The 17770-nt window shown below is 72.7% G+C and carries 13 protein-coding genes; 11 read left to right on the top strand and 2 right to left on the bottom strand.

Going from position 1 to position 17770, the window contains the following annotated elements:
• Positions 1 to 12 precede the first annotated feature (12 nt).
• The 6 genes from EES43_RS04865 to EES43_RS04840 all read left to right on the top strand — a co-directional run bounded on the left by EES43_RS04865 (position 13) and on the right by EES43_RS04840 (position 5788).
• Entirely contained in the window at positions 13 to 765 is a 753-nt protein-coding gene (locus EES43_RS04865) for an amino acid ABC transporter ATP-binding protein (RefSeq protein ID WP_124271790.1), read from the top strand.
• Positions 766 to 801: 36 nt separating this feature from the next.
• Positions 802 to 1782 carry an ABC transporter substrate-binding protein gene (locus EES43_RS04860; RefSeq protein WP_206429991.1) on the top strand — a complete coding sequence of 327 codons (981 nt, stop codon included), beginning with the start codon at positions 802 to 804 and terminating at the stop codon, positions 1780 to 1782.
• A gap of 113 nt (positions 1783 to 1895) precedes the next feature.
• Positions 1896 to 2975, top strand: a complete 1080-nt coding sequence (locus EES43_RS04855; RefSeq protein ID WP_124267535.1) for an LLM class flavin-dependent oxidoreductase — start codon at positions 1896 to 1898, stop codon at positions 2973 to 2975.
• Between the two features lie 14 nt (positions 2976 to 2989).
• Positions 2990 to 4270: an NtaA/DmoA family FMN-dependent monooxygenase gene (locus tag EES43_RS04850; RefSeq protein ID WP_124271789.1), complete on the top strand. Its 1281-nt coding sequence runs from the start codon at positions 2990 to 2992 to the stop codon at positions 4268 to 4270.
• Between the two features lie 4 nt (positions 4271 to 4274).
• Entirely contained in the window at positions 4275 to 5096 is an 822-nt protein-coding gene (locus EES43_RS04845; RefSeq protein ID WP_124267534.1) for a DUF1684 domain-containing protein, read from the top strand.
• A 212-nt stretch (positions 5097 to 5308) separates the two neighbouring features.
• Positions 5309 to 5788 carry a hypothetical protein gene (locus tag EES43_RS04840; protein ID WP_124267533.1) on the top strand — a complete coding sequence of 160 codons (480 nt, stop codon included), beginning with the start codon at positions 5309 to 5311 and terminating at the stop codon, positions 5786 to 5788.
• A gap of 7 nt (positions 5789 to 5795) precedes the next feature.
• On the opposite strand, the gene EES43_RS04835 is transcribed toward EES43_RS04840, so the two are convergent.
• The gene (locus tag EES43_RS04835) at positions 5796 to 6695 is read right to left on the bottom strand and encodes a DUF4231 domain-containing protein (RefSeq protein ID WP_206429990.1); all 900 of its coding nucleotides are present in this window, start codon (positions 6693 to 6695) and stop codon (positions 5796 to 5798) included.
• A gap of 632 nt (positions 6696 to 7327) precedes the next feature.
• Between EES43_RS04835 and fxsA the strand changes: the two genes are divergently transcribed.
• The 4 genes from fxsA (at position 7328) to fxsT (ending at position 15204) form a co-directional block, all read left to right on the top strand.
• A complete protein-coding gene (gene fxsA / locus EES43_RS04830) occupies positions 7328 to 7492 on the top strand; it encodes an FxSxx-COOH cyclophane-containing RiPP peptide (protein ID WP_124267531.1) in 165 nt (54 codons plus the stop codon).
• Positions 7493 to 7534: 42 nt separating this feature from the next.
• Entirely contained in the window at positions 7535 to 9817 is a 2283-nt protein-coding gene (fxsB, locus tag EES43_RS04825; RefSeq protein ID WP_124267530.1) for a radical SAM/SPASM protein FxsBH, inactivated beta-hydroxylase extension form, read from the top strand.
• 102 nt (positions 9818 to 9919) lie between these two features.
• Positions 9920 to 11272 (top strand): FxsC protein, encoded by a 1353-nt coding sequence (gene fsxC, locus EES43_RS04820; protein ID WP_164493116.1) that lies wholly within the window; start codon positions 9920 to 9922, stop codon positions 11270 to 11272.
• Positions 11269 to 15204, top strand: coding sequence for an FxSxx-COOH system tetratricopeptide repeat protein (gene fxsT / locus EES43_RS04815; RefSeq protein ID WP_124267529.1), 3936 nt, complete (start codon positions 11269 to 11271; stop codon positions 15202 to 15204). The genes fsxC and fxsT overlap by 4 nt, the downstream gene beginning before the upstream one ends.
• A gap of 48 nt (positions 15205 to 15252) precedes the next feature.
• Here fxsT and EES43_RS04810 read toward each other — a convergent pair whose 3' ends face one another.
• Positions 15253 to 16164 (bottom strand): alpha/beta fold hydrolase, encoded by a 912-nt coding sequence (locus EES43_RS04810; protein WP_124267528.1) that lies wholly within the window; start codon positions 16162 to 16164, stop codon positions 15253 to 15255.
• Positions 16165 to 16599: 435 nt separating this feature from the next.
• Between EES43_RS04810 and EES43_RS04805 the strand changes: the two genes are divergently transcribed.
• Complete coding sequence (locus tag EES43_RS04805) at positions 16600 to 17685, top strand: S1 family peptidase (protein ID WP_124267527.1); 1086 nt, start codon at positions 16600 to 16602, stop codon at positions 17683 to 17685.
• Positions 17686 to 17770: the final 85 nt, after the last annotated feature.

The following is a 17770-nucleotide window of genomic DNA, read 5'->3' as shown; positions in this document are numbered from 1 at the left end:
CCCAGCGATGCCATGGTCGAGATCCGTTCCGTGCACAAGAGCTTCGGCTCCCTCCCGGTGCTGCGCGGGATCGACCTGTCGGTCCGGCCCGGAGAGGTCACCGTGATCCTCGGCCCCTCCGGCTCCGGCAAGTCCACCCTGCTGCGCACCGTCAACCACCTGGAGAAGGCCGACCAGGGCTGGATCAGCGTGGACGGGACCCTGGTCGGCTACCGGCGGGACGGCGACAAGCTCTACGAGCTGCGCGAGCGCGAGGTGCTGCGCCAGCGCACCAAGATCGGTTTCGTCTTCCAGAACTTCAACCTGTTCCCGCACCTCACGGTCCTGGAGAACATCGTCGAGGCCCCCGTCTCCGCCCTGCGCCGCCCCCGCAAGGAGGCCGTCGCCGCCGCCGAGCAGCTCCTCGCCCGGGTCGGACTCGCGGACAAGGCGGCGGCCTACCCCGGCCGGCTCTCCGGCGGCCAGCAGCAGCGCGTCGCCATCGCCCGCGCGCTGGCCCTGGAACCCCGGCTGCTGCTCTTCGACGAGCCGACCTCCGCGCTCGACCCCGAACTGGTCGGCGAAGTCCTCGACGTCATCAAGGACTTGGCCGACGCGGGCACCACGATGATCGTCGTCACCCACGAGATCGGCTTCGCCCGCGAGGTCGCCGACACCGTCGTCTTCATGGACGAGGGCCGGATCGTCGAACAGGGCGCGCCCGCCGACGTCCTCGACCGCCCCGTGCGGGAACGCACCCGCGCGTTCCTCTCCAAGGTCCTCTGAACGCTCATGCGTCCCACCCCCGCAAGGAGTACGTACGTGTCCGTCCGCCGCGGCGCCACCCTCGCCGTCACCCTGCTCGCCTCCACCGTCCTGCTCACCGCCTGCGGCGCCTCCGACCCCGCCACCGACCTGGCCGCCCCCAAGGGTCAGAAGGACACGGGGGTCAACATCGGGCCCGACCAGAACCGCATCCGAGGCGAGAAGGCGGAGGCCGCCGCCGCCCTCGTCCCGGACGCGGTCCGCGAGCGCGGCACCCTGCGGATCGGCGCCGGCGCCGGCGCCGACGCCGTACCGCCGCTCGGCTTCTACGCCACCGACGACAGGACCCGGATCGGCTCCGAGATCGACATCGCCACCCTCGTCGCCGACACCCTCGGCCTGAAGCCGCAGTTCGAGGAGGTCTCCTGGGAGAACCTCTTCGTCGGCCTGGACAGCTCCAAGTTCGACGCCGTCCTCTCCAACGTCACCGTGACCGAGGAGCGCAAGGACAGGTACGACTTCGCGACCTACCGGCTCGACAACATCGCCTTCGAGGCCAAGAAGGGCTCCGGCTGGAAGGTGAAGGGACCCGCCGACGTCGCGGGACGCACCATCGCGGTCTCCTCCGGCACCAACCAGGAGAAGATCCTCGTCGACTGGAGCGAACAGAACGTCGAGGCCGGGCGGAAGCCGGTGGACATCACGTACTTCCAGAAGGACACCGACTACTACCTGGCCCTCCAGTCCGGCCGCATCGACGCCTACCTCGGCCCGAGCCCGGCCGCCGCGTACCACGTGGCCACGGCCGGCCAGTCCGAGATCATCGGCACCCTCTCCGGCGCGGGCGGCGACCTCCAGGGCAAGATCGCGGCCACCACCAGGAAGGGCAGCGGCCTGGTCGACGCGTACGCCGCGGCGATCGACCACATCGTGCGGGACGGCTCCTACGGCAAGGTGCTCAAGCGCTGGGGGCTGAGCGGCGAGGCCGTGGAGAAGTCGGAGATCAACCCGCCCGGCCTGCCCAGGACCGAGAGCTGACCCGCCCGGCCCGCCCAGGGCCCCAAGCCGGATCCGCCGGGCCCCCGGGGCCCGCGGCCGATGCGCCCGGCCCCCGGGCGGCCCCGACCGACCGCCCATCCGAGAGGTCCCGCATGTCCGTCCGCACTTCCCTCCACCTGGCCGCCGAGATCGGCGGCCCGCCGCACTACGACGCCGGCCACTACCTCCGCCTCGCCCGGCTCGCCGAAGGCGGCGCGCTCGACTACGTCACCCTCGGCGACTCCTTCGCCCGCCCCGGGCTCGACGCGCTCGCCGTCCTCGCCCGCGTCGCGCCCGCCACCGACCGCGTCGGCCTCGTCCCGACCGTCACCACCACCCACACCGAGCCCTTCCACGTCTCCTCCGCCGTCGCCACCCTGGACTGGGTGAGCCGCGGCCGGGCCGGCTGGATCGCGGACGTGTCCACCACCGAGGCGGAGGCCCGGCTGTTCGGCCGCCGCTCCGCCGCGCCGCCCGCCGCCCTGTGGCAGGAGGCCGGGGAGGTGGCCGACGTGTCCGCCCGGCTCTGGGACAGCTGGGAGGACGACGCCGAGATCCGCTCCACCGCCACCGGCCGGTTCATCGACCGGGACAAGCTGCACTACGTCGACTTCCAGGGCTCCGCCTTCTCCGTACGCGGTCCCGCCATCGTGCCGCGCCCGCCGCAGGGCCGGCCCGTCACCGTCATCGACGCCACCACCCCCGCGGCCCGGCAGGCGGCGATCCGGCACGCCGACGTCGTCCACATCCGGGCCGTCACGCCCGAACAGGCCGCGGCCGTCCGCGACGAGGTGCGCGCGGGCGCCGCCGCCCTCGGCCGCGACCCCGCGGCCCTGCGGATCCTGGTCGCCCTCACCGTCGACCTAGGCGACGTCGAGACGGCCCCGGAACCCGGACTGGACAGCGGCCCGCGACTGGCCGGCCGGGGCGGCTACTTCCGGGGCGGCCCGGTCGACCTCGCCGACCTCATCGCCCGGTGGCACCGGGCGGGCGCGGCGGACGGCTTCCACCTCACGCCCATCACACCCGAGCGCGACCTCGAAAGGATCGTCAACGGCACCGTGGCCCTCCTCCAGCACCGCAGCCTCTTCCGCACCTTCCACCCCGGCGGCACCCTGCGCGAACACCTCGGACTCGTCCGCCCCGCCAGCCGCTACGCCGCCACCGCCCCCACCGCGCCGAAGGAGGGCTGACCGTGCCCCGCCAGATGCATCTGGCCGCCCACTTCCCGGGCGTCAACAGCACCACCGTGTGGGCCGATCCGCGCTCCGGGAGCCAGATCGACTTCTCGTCCTTCGAGCACCTGGCGCGGACGGCGGAGCGCGGCAGGTTCGACTTCTTCTTCCTCGCCGAGGGACTGCGGCTGCGCGAGCACAACGGCCTGATCCACGATCTCGACGTGGTCGGCCGGCCCGAGTCGCTGACCGTGCTGAACGCGCTGGCCGCCGTCACCGACCGGCTCGGCCTCGCCGCCACCGTCAACGCCACCTTCAACGAGCCGTACGAACTGGCCCGCCGGCTCGCCACCCTCGACCACCTCAGCGGGGGCCGGGCCGCCTGGAACGTGGTGACCTCCTCCGACGCCTTCACCGGGGAGAACTTCCGCCGCGGCGGCTTCCTCGACCGCGCCGAACGCTACACGCGGGCGGCCGAGTTCGTCGCCGCCGCCCGGGAACTGTGGGACGCCTGGACGCCCGACGGCCGCTCGCGGCCCTTCGCGCACGACGGCCCGCAGTTCACGATCTCCGGCGAGTTCACCGTGCCGCGCTCGCCGCAGGGCCACCCGGTGGTGATCCAGGCCGGGGACTCCGCCGAGGGCCGGGAGTTCGCCGCCTCCGCCGCCGACGTCGTCTTCACCCGCCACGGAACGCTGGAGGCGGGCCGCGCCTTCTACGCCGACGTCAAGGGGCGGCTCGCCGCGTACGGCAGGACCCCCGACCAGCTCACGATCATGCCCGGGGTCACCGTGGTCGTCGGCGACACCGACGCCGAGGCCCAGGAGCGGGCCGCCGAGATCCGCCGCCGCCAGGTCTCGCCGCAGACCGCGCTGCTCGCCCTGGAACAGGTCTGGGGCCACGACCTCTCCGGGTACGACCCCGACGGGCCGCTCCCCGCGACCGACCCGGTGCCCGACTCCGAGATCGTCCAGGGCCGGGTCCGGCACGGCGACCCGCTCGCGGTGGCGGCCCGCTGGCGCGCGGTCTCCGAGGCCAAGGGGCTCTCCATCCGGCAGACGGTCATCGAGACGACCACCCGTCAGTCGTTCATCGGCTCGCCGGAGACCGTCGCGGCCGAGCTGACCGCCTTCGTCGACGCGGACGCCGCCGACGGCTTCATCCTCGTACCGCACCTCACCCCCGGCGGCCTGGACGACTTCGTCGACCGGGTCGTCCCGCTCCTCCAGGAACGCGGAGCCTTCCGCTCCGAGTACTCCGGCTCCACCCTGCGGTCGCACCTCGGCCTGGCGGAGCCGGTGTGGAAAGGTTGACCGCATGAGCACGGACGTACGACAGCACCGAGCGGACGGCGAGCAGGACGCCCGGCGGGACTGGCAGCGGTGGCACCGGGAGCGCGTCGTCGCCGTGGCCGTCCCGCACGGGCCCCTCTCCCTGGCCGGGACCCACTGGTTGTCCGACCACCCCGACGGGAGGATCGCGAACGTCCCCGGGCAGTGGCGCGAGGAGGGCGACGCCGTGGTGCTCACCGCCCGTGCCGAGGAAGGGCTCACGGTCGACGGCGCCCCGCAGGCCGGCGAGGTCCGGCTGGGCGCGGACAGCGGACCCGCCGGCGGCTCCCGGGTCGCGCACGGGGACCGGCGGCTGGTGGTGCTGCGCCGCGAAGGACTCTGGGCGGTACGGGACTTCGACCCCGGCTCGGCGGCCCGGCACGCCTTCTCGACCATCGACGCGACCCCGTACGACCCGGCCTGGGCGCTGCGGGGGACGTTCCGCCCGTACGCCGCCGACCGGACCGTCCGCGTCGCCAACGCCGACGGGGTGGAGCGGGGGCTCGCTCTGGCCGGGGAGATCGCCTTCACGGTCGGCGCGGACGAGCACACGCTCCAGGCCGCGGTGGAGCCCGACGGTTCGCTGTGGGCCGTCTTCGCCGACGCCACCAGCGGGAACGGAAGCTACCGCTTCCGCTTCCTGCGGCCCGGGGCCCCGGACGCCGACGGCGGCGTGGGCGTCGACTTCAACCGGGCCCTGCTGCCTCCGTGCGCCTTCGCCGACCACTTCATCTGCCCGTTCCCGCCGCCGGGCAACACGCTCGCGGTGCCCGTCCCGGCGGGGGAGCGGAACCGTATCGACGCCTGACCCGGACGCCCCGGCGCCCGACGGGATCGCCGCGCGCACCTCCGGCACGGGAGCCCTCCTCCGGAATTCCGGACGAGGGCTCCCGTACGTCCCGCGGCTTTTGAGAGGATGGGCCCACGATCGGGCGCGCAGGCAGGCACGGGGGCGGGCACTTGTCGGGCTGCGGGGCGAGTCCGCCGAAGCCCCCGCGGACACCAGGGGGTTGCAGGTCCGTGAATCGCATCGGAGTGACCGGTCACCGTACGATCCCCGCCGCCGCGCGGGCCCATGTGCTGGCCGGGCTGCGGGCCGCCCTGTGCGGCCTCGACGGCGCGACGCAGGCGCTCTCCAGCCTGGCGGTCGGCGCGGACCAGCTCTTCGCCGACCTCGCGCTGACCTGCGGCGCGGAGCTGACGGCGGTGATCCCCAGCGGCGACTACGAGGCCTGCTTCGACAACGCCGCCGACCTGGCCCGCTACCGCACGCTCAGGGCGCGGGCCGCCCAGGAGGTCCGCCTCGACTTCCCGCACTCCACCGACGAGGCGTACTACGCGGCGGGGGCGTACATCGCCGACCACTGCGACCGGCTGCTCGCGGTCTGGGACGGCCTCCCGGCCCGGGGCCTCGGCGGCACGGGCGACATCGTCACCTACGCACGGGCGCTGGGCCGGCCGGTCACCGTCATCTGGCGGGACGGAGTGGAACGCACCTGACGATTCGTCAAGTTCGGTGCCGGGCAAGCCAGTCGGTGTGCTCCGGCGACACGATCCGCTCGGTCTCGAAGACGGCGACGGGCCACTGCCGCTCGGTGAGCGTGGTCTCCATCGCGGCCTGCATCGACTCCAGGTCCTCCTCCACCAGCGAGTGCGCGGAGATCAGCGGATGGTGGCGGCGCGTCTCGTTCCAGGCGAGGCAGGCCGCACCGGCCGCCGACAGCACCCCGGTCAGTCCGAAGGACCTCCCCGCCCCGAACGCCGCCGGCACGCTCAGCGCGAGCGCCGGAAGCGTCAGCGCGACGACGGCCCCGGACCACACGAGCGCCCCGCGCCGGGACACCAGCCGCCGCCTGCGATACCACCGCCGCTGCTCGATCAGCCGGTCCCGCACGTACGTCTCCTTGCGCACGGTGAACGCCTTCTCCCGCAACGCGCGCATGGCGTCCGTGATGACCGCCCCGCCGGACTCCGCCATCGCCTCGCGCGGATCGGACCAGCCCACCTTCCGCAGTTCCTGGAGTCCTTCCTCCAGCCGGTTGGCGAACAGCGCCTCCGGATGCGGCGTGGCGGTGTCGAAGGGCGAGCCGTGCACCGCGTAGCGCCAGCAGAGCGACTTGATGAACTCGGCGGCGGAGCGGTTCAGTTGCCAGTGCGACTTTGCTTTGCGCCGGGAGGCGAGATAGGTCGTGAACAGGACGCCCAGGTACGCCAGGACCGCGACCACGTGGAGGAGCCGCGCCGCCGGACCGTCCTGCCCGCTCCACGGCAGCGCCGTGGGCACCGCACCGGCCACCAGCAGGGCCAACTGGACCCTCGTGGTGTTCACGGCCTCCCGCTGACGTGCCACGGCGACCGCGTCCGTGTGGTGGAAGAGCGCCGGAAGGTCCTCGTTCCTGAAGACCATGGATCTCAGCGGTCCTGGCAACGCCGTCATGGCCACCCCCGTCTGCAGTTGTCGGTGTGGGCCTGCCGCTCGTGGCGCCGTCCCGCCCGGGCCATGAGAGTAGGGGCGGGGGCAGGGCGCGGCAAGAGCGCCCGCCGCCCGCGCGAGGCCGCCCGGCGGGCTTCGGCCACACCGCCCCGGCCCTCCGCGCGGACGCCGTGCGCCCGCGCGCGGACACGGTCCGGCCCCGCCTCGGCCGGCGGGGCTCCAGGAGCACCGGTCCGCTCGCCGGGAACCCGCCCCGCCGCGAACCGATCGGGTCCGGTGAGCCGTTCGGCCGCACGTTCCGGCCGTCGCCGGGATCGTCCTGAAGTCGCCCCTGCGCGCGGCCGGAGGCGGCCGTTCCGGTCCCGTCGTCCGGCTCACCAGCGGCTATCCCGCGCGCCATTCCGCGACCGGTTCATTTCCGCTTGACCCGACCGGGGTGCGGGGCCGGGTTTCGGCTTTCGAAACGAGGAGGGAAGGCTTGTCCGCCGACGTGTGGCAGGGTCGGGATGGGAGTAAAGTCTGCCTGCCGGACCCTGCAATTATGCAGAAACCGGCAGCGTTTCCCCTGTCCGGAATGAGACCCTCAAGGACCCCCGAGGACGGCCGTGAAGACCTACGGAACCACCCCCGCCTTCGCCAACGCGAAGACTCGCACGACCCTCGCCGCGACCGACGCCCGCAGCGCCGAAGCCGCCAGGAAGCTCGGCCGTGTCATCGACGCCTCACCAGGCCGCTCCACCCGGATCTCCACCTTCAGTTCGGCTCTCTGAACGGGCCCACCGGGAGCTGGGGACAGCCCTTAGAATGACGGAATGACAGGACCCCTGGTCCCCTTCCGTGAATTCGTTCTCAAGGTGCACAGCAGGTGCGATCTGGCCTGCGACCACTGCTATGTCTACGAACACGCGGATCAGAGCTGGCGCACCCGCCCCAGGACCATCTCCGACGAAGCGATTTCCTGGACTTCCCGACGCCTGGCCGAGCATGCGGCCACGCATGCGCTTCCCTCCCTCACAGTGATCCTGCACGGCGGGGAACCGCTCCTGGCGGGGCCCGCGCGGCTGCGACGGGTCTGCGAGGAGCTCGGCTCGGCACTCGACGGCATCGCTGAGCTGGACCTGAGGATCCACACCAACGGCGTCCAGCTCAGCCCCCGCTACCTCGACCTGTTCGACGAGTTCGGCGTCCGGGTCGGCATCTCGCTGGACGGCGACCGGGCGGCCAACGACCGGCACCGGCGCTTCGCCGACGGACGCACCAGCCACCCGCTCGTCCTGCGGGCCGTCGACCTGCTCCACCAGGAGCGCTACCGCCACCTCGACCTCGGCCTGCTCTGCACGGTCGACGTCCGCAACGACCCGGTCGCGGTGCACGACGCCCTCGCCGGGCTGAAGCCGCCTCTCGTGGACTTCCTGCTGCCGCACGCCACCTGGGACGAGCCGCCGCCGCGGCCGGAGGGATCGGCCACCGCGTACGCCGACTGGCTCCTGGCGGTCTTCGACCGCTGGACGGAGCAGGGCCGCCCCGTGCCCGTCCGGCTCTTCTCCTCGGTGCTCTCCACCCTCGGCGGCGGCCCCGGCCTCACCGAGTCGCTGGGCCTGGCGCCCACCGACCTCGTCGTGATCGAGACCGACGGGCAGCTGGAACAGGTCGACTCGCTCAAGAGCGCCTACGAGGGCGCCGCCTCGACCGGCTTCGACGTCTTCCGGAACAGTTTCGACGAGGTCGCCGCCCACCCCGGGGTCCGCGCACGCCAGCTCGGTCTGGCCGGGGTCAGCGGGACCTGCCGCCGCTGCCCCGTCGTACGTTCGTGCGGCGGCGGCCTCTACACCCACCGCTACCGCGCCGCCGACGGCTTCGACAACCCGTCCGTCTACTGCGAGGACCTGGCCGCCCTGGTGCGGGGCATCGAGGACCGCACGGCCGCGGCCACCGAGTCGCCCGCCGTACGCGCGCCGTCCGAACTGGCCGCGGCGCAGCAGGACCTGACGCGCACCCTCCTCGCGGCCCTCCACCACGAACTCGGCGGACGGGGCTCGGAGGTCTGGGACGCGTCCTGGCGGCTGGCCGGCGAACTGGAGGGGAGCGCCGGGGGCGCGCGGGCGCTGGACGCCGTGCTCGCGCACCCGTACACCCGCACCTGGCTGCTCGACACGCTGCGCGCGCTGAGGGACGGCCGGGACCCGGCCGGGCTGCCGACCGAGCGGCTCGCCGTGTCGGTCGCCGCCGCCGCCGTGCGCGCCGGGCTCGACCTGTCGGTGCCGGTGACCTACCGGGACGGCCGCGTGTACCTGCCCACGCTCGGCGAGGCGCGGATCGCCGGCCCCGGCGAGGAGGGTACGGCGGTGGTGCGCACCGCCGGCGGGGTGCTCCTGGTCCGCCGGGAGGGCGCCGCCGACCTGCGCGTCGTGCCGGGCCCCGCCGACGGTCCGCGCTGGCGGCCGGTGCGCGCGCTGCGCCCCGCTCCCGCCGCCGGACCCGTCCTCGACGACCTCGATCCCCACCGCGACTGCTTCGGCACGGCCGCGGCCGAACGGCTCGGCCCGGCCGAGGCCGACGCCTGGGCGCGGGGGCTCGCCGACGCCTGGGCGCTGCTGGAGGACGCCGTGCCGGTACAGGCAGCCGAGGCGGCGGCGATCACCACCCTGACCCCGCTCGCCTCCGGTCCGGCCGGACCGGGCCGGCACGGGTACGGCGGGCTCGGGGCGGTGCTGACGGCCGACGCGCGGGAGCTGGCGCTGGGGCTGCTGAGCGGATTCCGGCGGGCGAAACTGAAGGCGCTCACCGAGGTGACGGATCTCTACGCCTCGGACGGCGCCTGGCGCCACCGGGCGCCCTGGCAGGACGAAAGCGTTCCGTTTTCCCGTCTCCTCTCCGAGACATTCGAAAGGGCGGGGCTCGGCCTCTTCGAACCGCGCTTTCTCGCCGGGGTGCCCGAAGCGCTCGACATGATCGAGAAGGCCGCCGAACCGACCGTCGACGGAAAGCAACTGCTCGCCCTTCTCCGCAAGGAGATCAGCGGCACACACGGGACAACTGGGAGGAACGGTGGTAAGACCGTTCCGATCTCGCGGGCCACTCGTCGAACATCCTGACGGATGACCGAAAAGAAGCGTTCAATGACCGAACGGCAGGGGGGTGGAGCGCGGTGCGCTCCGGAATGATGAATTCGCTCGCGTCCCTTTCCCACTCCTCGGATGCGAGTGCTCACACAGGACGGGGGTCGTGTGCACGCATCGACGCAGCAGCGAGCGGCGGACCATCGGCCGTACTTCTTTCTGAGTTACGCCCACACTCCGGGGTACGGCAACGGAACGGACCCCGATATGTGGGTCGAACGGCTTTTCCAGGACCTCTGCGGCCATGTGATGGCCATGACCGATCTGCCCGCGAGCGCCTCCGCGGGCTTCATGGACCGGGAGATACGCTCGGGTGAGGGCTGGTCGGAACGGCTCGGCGAGGTGCTCGCCACCTGCCGCGTCTTCGTTCCGCTGTTCTCACCGCGGTATTTCGCCAGCGAGATGTGCGGCAAGGAGTGGCACGCGTTCGAGCAGCGCGCCATCCACCACCGGGCCCGCTCCAACCAGAGCGCCGAGGCGATCGTCCCGGCCCTGTGGGTGCCGGTGCCACCGAGCCAACTGCCGGGATCGGCCGAGCGGTTGCAGTTCAACCACCGCGACCTCGGCGAGCGGTACGTCACCGACGGCCTCTACGGCCTGATCAAGCTCCGCCTCTTCGCCCAGGAGTACGAACGGGCCGTCTACGAGTTGGCCAAGCGCATCGTCAGCGTCGCCGACACCGTACGCATCGACACCGGCCGGCCCGTCGACTACCGCCTCGCGCCCAGCGCCTTCGGCTCCCGGAGCAGCGGCGTCGGCGCCCCGCGGCCCATGCAGATCACCGTCGCCGCACCCACCCGCCACGACCTGCCCGAGGGCCGCGACAGCGCGTACTACGGCGACCATCCGCAGGACTGGAACCCCTACCATCCGGCCGCCGCCCGCCCCTTGGCCTACGTCGCCGAGGAGCTGGTGCGCTCGCTCAACTACCAGGCACACATCACCTCGTTCGACGAGGAGCCGGGCCAGAATGAGGGCAAGGCCCCGCCCAGCACCCCCGAGATCCTGCTCGTCGACCGCTGGGCCCTCCAGGACGAGGACCGCCGCCGCAGGCTCGCCGCCTTCGACACGGCGGACCGGCCCTGGGTGACCATGGTCGTCCCGTGGAGCCGGGACGACCACCAGAGCCGGGCCGCCGAGGCCGAGCTGACCGAGAAGCTCGACGCGACCATGCCGGTCAAGATGAGCCAGGGCCGGGCCTTCTGCCGCGTCGCGGCCAAGGGGGTGCCCACCATGGAGGCGTTCGGCCAGATCCTGCCCCAGGTCGTCGAGGTCGCCGCCCAGCAGTACCTCAGACACGCCACGGCCTACCCGCCGGGCTCCGGGTCAGGCTCCGGCGAACGGACCCGGCTCACCGGCCCCATGGGCATGGGCGGCACCAGCTACACCCCCGACCCGCACGACCCTGCGACGGAAGCGGAGGACCTATGAGTGCCGGTCGTGACGGGCGCATCGTCACTTTCTACTCGTACAAGGGCGGCACGGGGCGCACCATGGCCCTGGCCAACACCGCCTGGATCCTGGCGGCCAACGGCAAGCGGGTGCTGGCCGTCGACTGGGACCTGGAGGCGCCCGGCCTCCACCGGTTCTTCCACCCCTTCCTCGATCCCGCCACCCTCGGCGCCACCACCGGCGTGATCGACCTGATCACCGAGTACGCCTGGGCCGCGACCAGCCCCGCCCGGCGCGCCGACGACTGGCACCGCGACTACGCGCGCATCCAGCCGCACGCCGTCTCCCTGACCCCGGAGGCGCTCGGCTGGGAGTTCCCGCGCGGCGGCACGCTGGACTTCGTCTCGGCCGGCCGGCAGAACCGCGAGTACTCCGCGACCGTGTCCACCTTCGACTGGGACAACTTCTACGACCGGCTCGGCGGCGGCCACTTCTTCGACGCGCTGCGCGACGACATGAAGGCCAACTACGACTACGTCCTCATCGACAGCCGCACCGGCCTCAGCGACATCGCCGACATCTGCACCGTCCACCTGCCCGACGTACTCGTCGACTGCTTCACCCTCAGCGACCAGTCCATCGACGGGGCCGCCGCCGTCGCCCGCCAGATCGCCGAGCGCTACACGGGGCGGCCCATCTCCATCTTCCCCGTCCCCATGCGCATCGACGAGGGGGAGAAGGAGAAGGCGGACGCCGGACGCGCTCTGGCCCGGCTCAAGTTCGACCGGATCCCGCGCGAGCTGTCCGGCGACGAACTCACCGCCTACTGGGGCGCGGTGGAGATCCCGTACCGCCCCTACTACGCCTACGAGGAGACGCTCGCCACCTTCGGGGACGAGGCCGGGCTCACCAACTCGCTGCTCTCCGCCTTCGAACGGCTCGCCGCGGTCATCACGGACCGCGAGATCACCTCGATGCCGCCGATCGGCGAGGAGGTGCGGCTGCGCATCCGCGACGCCTTCACCCGGCGCAGGCCCGCCCTGCCCGCCGACCTCTTCCTCAGTTACGTGGCGGAGAACCGGATGTGGGCCGACTGGGTCGAATCGGTCCTCACCCGGGCCGGCTTCCGGGTGGTCCCGCGCGACGTCTTTGCTGGGCGGGACGAGCCGGAGCCGACCGCGGTGACCGCCGAGAACGCGGCGCGCACCGTCGTCCTGCTCTCCGGCGCCTACCTCAAGTCGCAGCGCGCGGTGGACGTGTGGAACCGGGCCGTCGCGGAGGACCCCGGCGGCGGCCGGCGCCACCTGCTGCCCCTGCGGGTCGGGGACGTGCGCCTGACGGCCCCCTACATCGACCGCAACCCGGTCGACCTCTTCCGGCTGGACGAGGTGCACGCCACCACCGCGCTGATGCGCGCCCTGGACCGCCCCGTGCAGGTGGCCGACGGGGTCTCCCCGGGGCCCCGCTTCCCCGGCACCGTGCCCCGGATCTGGAACGCGCCGCCCCGCAACCCCGGCTTCACCGGCCGCTCGACGGTGCTGGAGCGGATGCGCGACCAGCTCGGCGGCGGCATGGCCGTCGTGCTGCCGCAGCCGCAGACGCTCTACGGACTCGGCGGCGTCGGCAAGACCCAGGTCGCGCTGGAGTACGTGCACCGCTTCATGGCCGACTACGACCTGGTCTGGTGGATCTCCTCCGAGCAGACCGACGACGTGGTCGCCTCGCTCGCGGAACTGGCCGTCCGCCTCGGCGCCCAGGGCGGCGACGACATGGCGGCGGCCTCGAAGGAGGCCGTCGACCTGCTGCGGCGCGGCGTCCCCTCGGACCGCTGGCTGCTGGTCTTCGACAACGCGGACGACCCCGAGCAACTGCGCCGCTACTTCCCGCAGGGCGGCTCCGGCCACATCCTGGTGACCTCCCGCAACCAGAGCTGGTCCCAGCACGGCGACGCCCTGCCGGTGGACGTCTTCCTGCGGGAGGAGTCCGTCGAACACCTCCAGCGCCGCGCCCCGGGGCTCAGCGCGGCGGACGCCGACCAGGTCGCCGTCGCCGTCGGCGACCTGCCGCTGGCCGTGGAACAGGCCGCCGCCTGGATCGCCGAGACCGCCACCCCGATCGACGCCTACCTGGAGCAACTGGCCCAGCAGGCACCCCAGGTGCTCGCCCTCAACCAGCCTCCGGGCTACCCGGAGCCGGTCGCCGCGACGTGGAACATCTCCATCGCCCGGCTCAGGGAGCGCTCGCCCGCGGCCGTGCGGCTGCTCCAGCTCTGCGCCTTCTTCGCGCCCGAGCCGATCTCCGCGAACCTCCTCTACAGCAAGGAGATGATCGCGGCGCTGAAGCCGTACGACGCCTCGCTCCAGGAGAAGCTGGTGCTGGGCCGGGTCATCCGGGAGATCGGCCGCTTCGCCCTCGCCAAGGTCGACCAGGTCTCCAACTCCGTCCAGGTGCACCGCCTCGTACAGGCGGTGATCAAGGCCCAGCTCAGCGAGGAGGAGCAGCGCGACGCCCGGCACGTCGTGCACCGCATCCTCGCCGGGGCCCGGCCCGACGGGGACGAGCCGATCGACAACCCCGAGACCTGGCCGCGGTTCGCCACCATCTGGCCGCACCTCGGTCCGTCCGAGGCGCGCCACTGCAAGGAGCCGGAGACGCGCAGGCTGCTGATCGACCGGGTGCGCTACCTGTGGAAGCGCGGAGACGTGCGGACGGCCGCCACGCTCGGCGACGACCTGCGGGAGGTGTGGCTGGAGAAGCTGGGCGAACGCGACCTCCAGTACCTCTACCTCTGCTTCCACCTCTCCAACATCCTGCGCACCCGCGGCCGGTACGTGGAGGCCAAGGAGCTGGACGAGTTCACGCTCGAGCGGCAGCGGGAGGTGCTGGGCCCGGAGCACCCGCACACCTACATGACCACCAGCAGCCTCGCCATCGACCTCGGCCTGCTCGGCGACTACGGCACCGCGATCGAGATGGCCACCGAGGCCCACGAGGGCTTCAGCCAGATCTTCCACGACTCGCATCCCCGCACCCTGGCCGCCGCCAACAACCTGGCGCTGAACCTGCGCAGCGTCGGCCAGTACGCCCGCGCCCGGGAGATCGACCAGGAGGTCTACGACCTGCGCTCGCAGGTGCTCGGCCCGGAGCACCCCAACAGCCTGTCCTCCGCCATGAACCTGGGCCGCGACCTGCGCGAGGTCGGCCGCTACGAGGACTCGGTGACCCTGCTGAGCCGCGCCTACGACAGCTTCAAGCAGACCATGGGCCGGAGCTTCCCCGCCACGCTGAGCGCGGCGAAGAGCCTCGCGGTGTCGCTGCGCCGGGCCGGACGGCTGGAGGACGCCCGCCGGCTGACGGTGGCGACCCGCGCGCGCTACCGGGCGAAGTACACCATCGCCAACCCGGATTCACTGGCCTGCGACCTCAACCTGGCCGCCGACCTGTACGCGGCGGGGGAGACCGCCGAGGCGCGGAGCACGGCCCAGGAGGTCGTCGACCAGTACATGAAGGTGCCGGGGGAGAAGCACCCGTACACCCTGGCCGCCCTGAACAACCTCGGCGTCTACCTGTCGGGGGCCGGCGAGCCGGAGCAGGCGGAGCGGACGCTCACGCAGGTGGTCGCCTCGATGCGGGAGGCGTTCGGCCGCGACCACCCTAACACCCTGTTCTGCGTGATGAACCTGGCCAGTGCCACCGCGGACCGGGGCGAGCTGGGCATCGTGCTGGAGACCGAGCAGCGGCTGGCCGGGCAGTTCCGCGACGCGCTCGGCGCACACCATCCGGAGACGCTGGCGATGATCTCCAACATGGCGGTCACGCTCGACGCGATGGGGCGCGAGGAGGAGGCCGTGCAGCTGCGGTCGGAGCTCGTCCTCGAACTGTCGCGGCAGCTCGGCGACGACCACCCGCTCACCCGCATAGCGCGGACCGAGGCCCGCTTCCGGCGCGAACTGGAGCCGATGTCGGTGTGATCGCGCGCCCGGCCGCCCGCCGGGCGCGCCCCGCGGCCCCGGCGCGGCTCACCCGCCGGGCGCCGCGGCCCGCGCCGGCAGGTCCGGGTGTTCCCGGTCGTCCAGCAGCCAGTCCAGGACGCGCGGGAGCACGGACAGCGCGTCGAAGTGCGCCGCGGCCGGCTCCAGCACGGTGGTGGCGCCCGGGATCTGCCCGGCCAGCCAGCGCGAGTGGCCGACCGGCGAGAAGACGTCCTTCTCCCCGTGCCAGAGCATCACCCGGCCGCCGATCCGGGCCGGTTCGAAACCCCACGGGCGGCAGAACGCGATCGCGTCGTCGATCCAGCCGTAGGCCGACGTGCGCAGCCCCTCGCTGTAGTTGCGCAGCAGCATGGAGCGGATGCCCACGTCGTTGACCACCAGCCGGTCGGAGTCGGTCAGTTCGCGGCGCAGGTCGTCCAGGAGCCGGACCGGGTCCTGCCGGATCTGCGCCGAGCGGACGATGAAGGACTCCGCGAGCCCGTCCGGGTCGGCCGCCGCCGTGGAGTACGCGAGCACGTTGGAGGCGGCCATCCCCTCGAACCAGTCGAGCCCGGCCGCGCCCCAGGGCGCGAGACCGACCAGGGCCGCGGTACGGGTGATCCGCTCCGGCATCAGCGCCGCGCACGCGAGGGCGTGCGGCGCTCCGCCGGAACGGCCCACCACGGCGAACCGCTCCAGACCCAGCGAGTCGGCGATCGCGCGGACGTCCTCGACGACGTCGCTGATCCGGCGGCCCTCGTGCCGGTCCGAACCGCCGTACCCCGGACGGTCGTAGGCGATCAGCTGTGTATGGCGCTGGTAGAGGACCATGCCGCGGGGAGCGGGCCCGAGCCTGCTGCCCGGAGTCCCGTGGAGCAGGAAGACCGGCCTGCCCCGCGGATCTCCCAGGCGCTCCACCATCAGATGCCGGCCGTCCGCCGCACGCACCCGATCGCGCACCCGTGCCTCCTCCGCTCGGTCCCCCGGCCGGTCCGGACACGGTGTGCCCGCCGTGTGCTGCTCTTCGATGATGACCCATCAGAGGCGTTACGGGGACTCCTCGGCGGCAGGAACTGTGAAGGTCCTGGGGGCCTGCGGCAAGGCGATTTCCGTCGGCATGCGGACAGTTGGGAACGACATGCGGACTCGGAGGGCGAATACCGGACAGGACTAGTCCTCACCCGGAAGGCTTCTTCGGTCGCACCGGGTGTTCGCGAACGGAACCGGCCGGGTAGGACTGCTGGTGAGCGAACACGGCCTGTCAGACGTGTCGTTGTCGTGTATGCGTCCGGAAGTCGACCTTGTGTGCGATGGGTCACCTCGGAATAGTGGACGCCCCATCCTCCGTGTTCGGGCACCCCACTTGTCCGCACACGGCCCCACAGGAGGTCGAAGTTGAAGCATCGACGCATAACCGGGAAGCGCTCCACGGTGGCCGCGACGGCCGTCCTCACCCTGGTGGCAGCGGGATTCACGTTCCAGACTGCGAACGCCAGTGACGACGTACCGCAGTTCACCGCCCGGACCCTGAGCGCGGACGCGGCCGGAAAGCTGTCCGCCTCCCTGGACCGGAAGCTGGGCGCGGACGCGGCCGGCACGTACTACGACGCCGAGGCGAAGACCCTCGTCGTGAACGTCGTCGACGAAGCAGCCGCCGAACAGGTCCGCCAGGCGGGCGGCAAGGCCAGAATCGTTCAGAACTCCACCGCCGAGCTGACGTCGGCCCGGCAGACCCTCACCGACAAGGCCACGATCCCGGGCACCTCCTGGGCCGTCGACCCGGTGAGCAACAAGGTGGTCGTCACCGCCGACCGCACGGTCGGCGGCGCGGCCTGGAAGAAGCTCTCGGCCGTGGTCGAAGGGCTCGGCGGGAAGGCCGAGCTGAACCGCACCGCGGGTGAGTTCAAGCCCCTCATCGCGGGCGGCGACGCCATCTGGGGCTCCGGCTCCCGCTGCTCGCTCGGCTTCAACGTGGTCAAGGGCGGCGAGCCGTACTTCCTGACCGCCGGCCACTGCACCGCGTCGGTCACCAGCTGGTCCGACGCGCAGGGCGGCACGGAGATCGGGGCGAACGAGGGCTCCAGCTTCCCTGACAACGACTACGGCCTGGTCAAGTACACCTCGGAGACCGAGCACCCCAGCGAGGTGAACCTCTACGACGGGTCCACCCAGGCGATCACCAAGGCGGGCGACGCGACGGTCGGCCAGGCGGTCACCCGCAGCGGCTCCACCACCCAGGTGCACGACGGCGAGGTCACCGCGCTGGACGCCACGGTGAACTACGGCGGCGGCGACGTCGTCAACGGCCTCATCCAGACCACGGTCTGCGCCGAGCCGGGCGACAGCGGCGGCGCCCTCTTCGCGGGCGACACCGCGCTCGGTCTGACCTCGGGCGGCAGCGGCGACTGCTCCGCCGGAGGCGAGACCTTCTTCCAGCCGGTACCGGAGGCGCTGGCCGCCTACGGCGCCGAGATCGGCTGACGTCGGGCCGGTCGGTTCCGGAACGTCGCAGCAGCAGGAGAGGCCCCCGGTCCGCCGGGGGCCTCTCGCGTGCGGCGGGCGGTGG

It is taken from the genome of Streptomyces sp. ADI96-02 (assembly GCF_003846185.1).
Classification (GTDB): domain Bacteria; phylum Actinomycetota; class Actinomycetes; order Streptomycetales; family Streptomycetaceae; genus Streptomyces.
The sequence above is the reverse complement of the archived record's forward strand: the minus strand, read 5'-3'. Positions and strand labels throughout refer to the sequence as shown.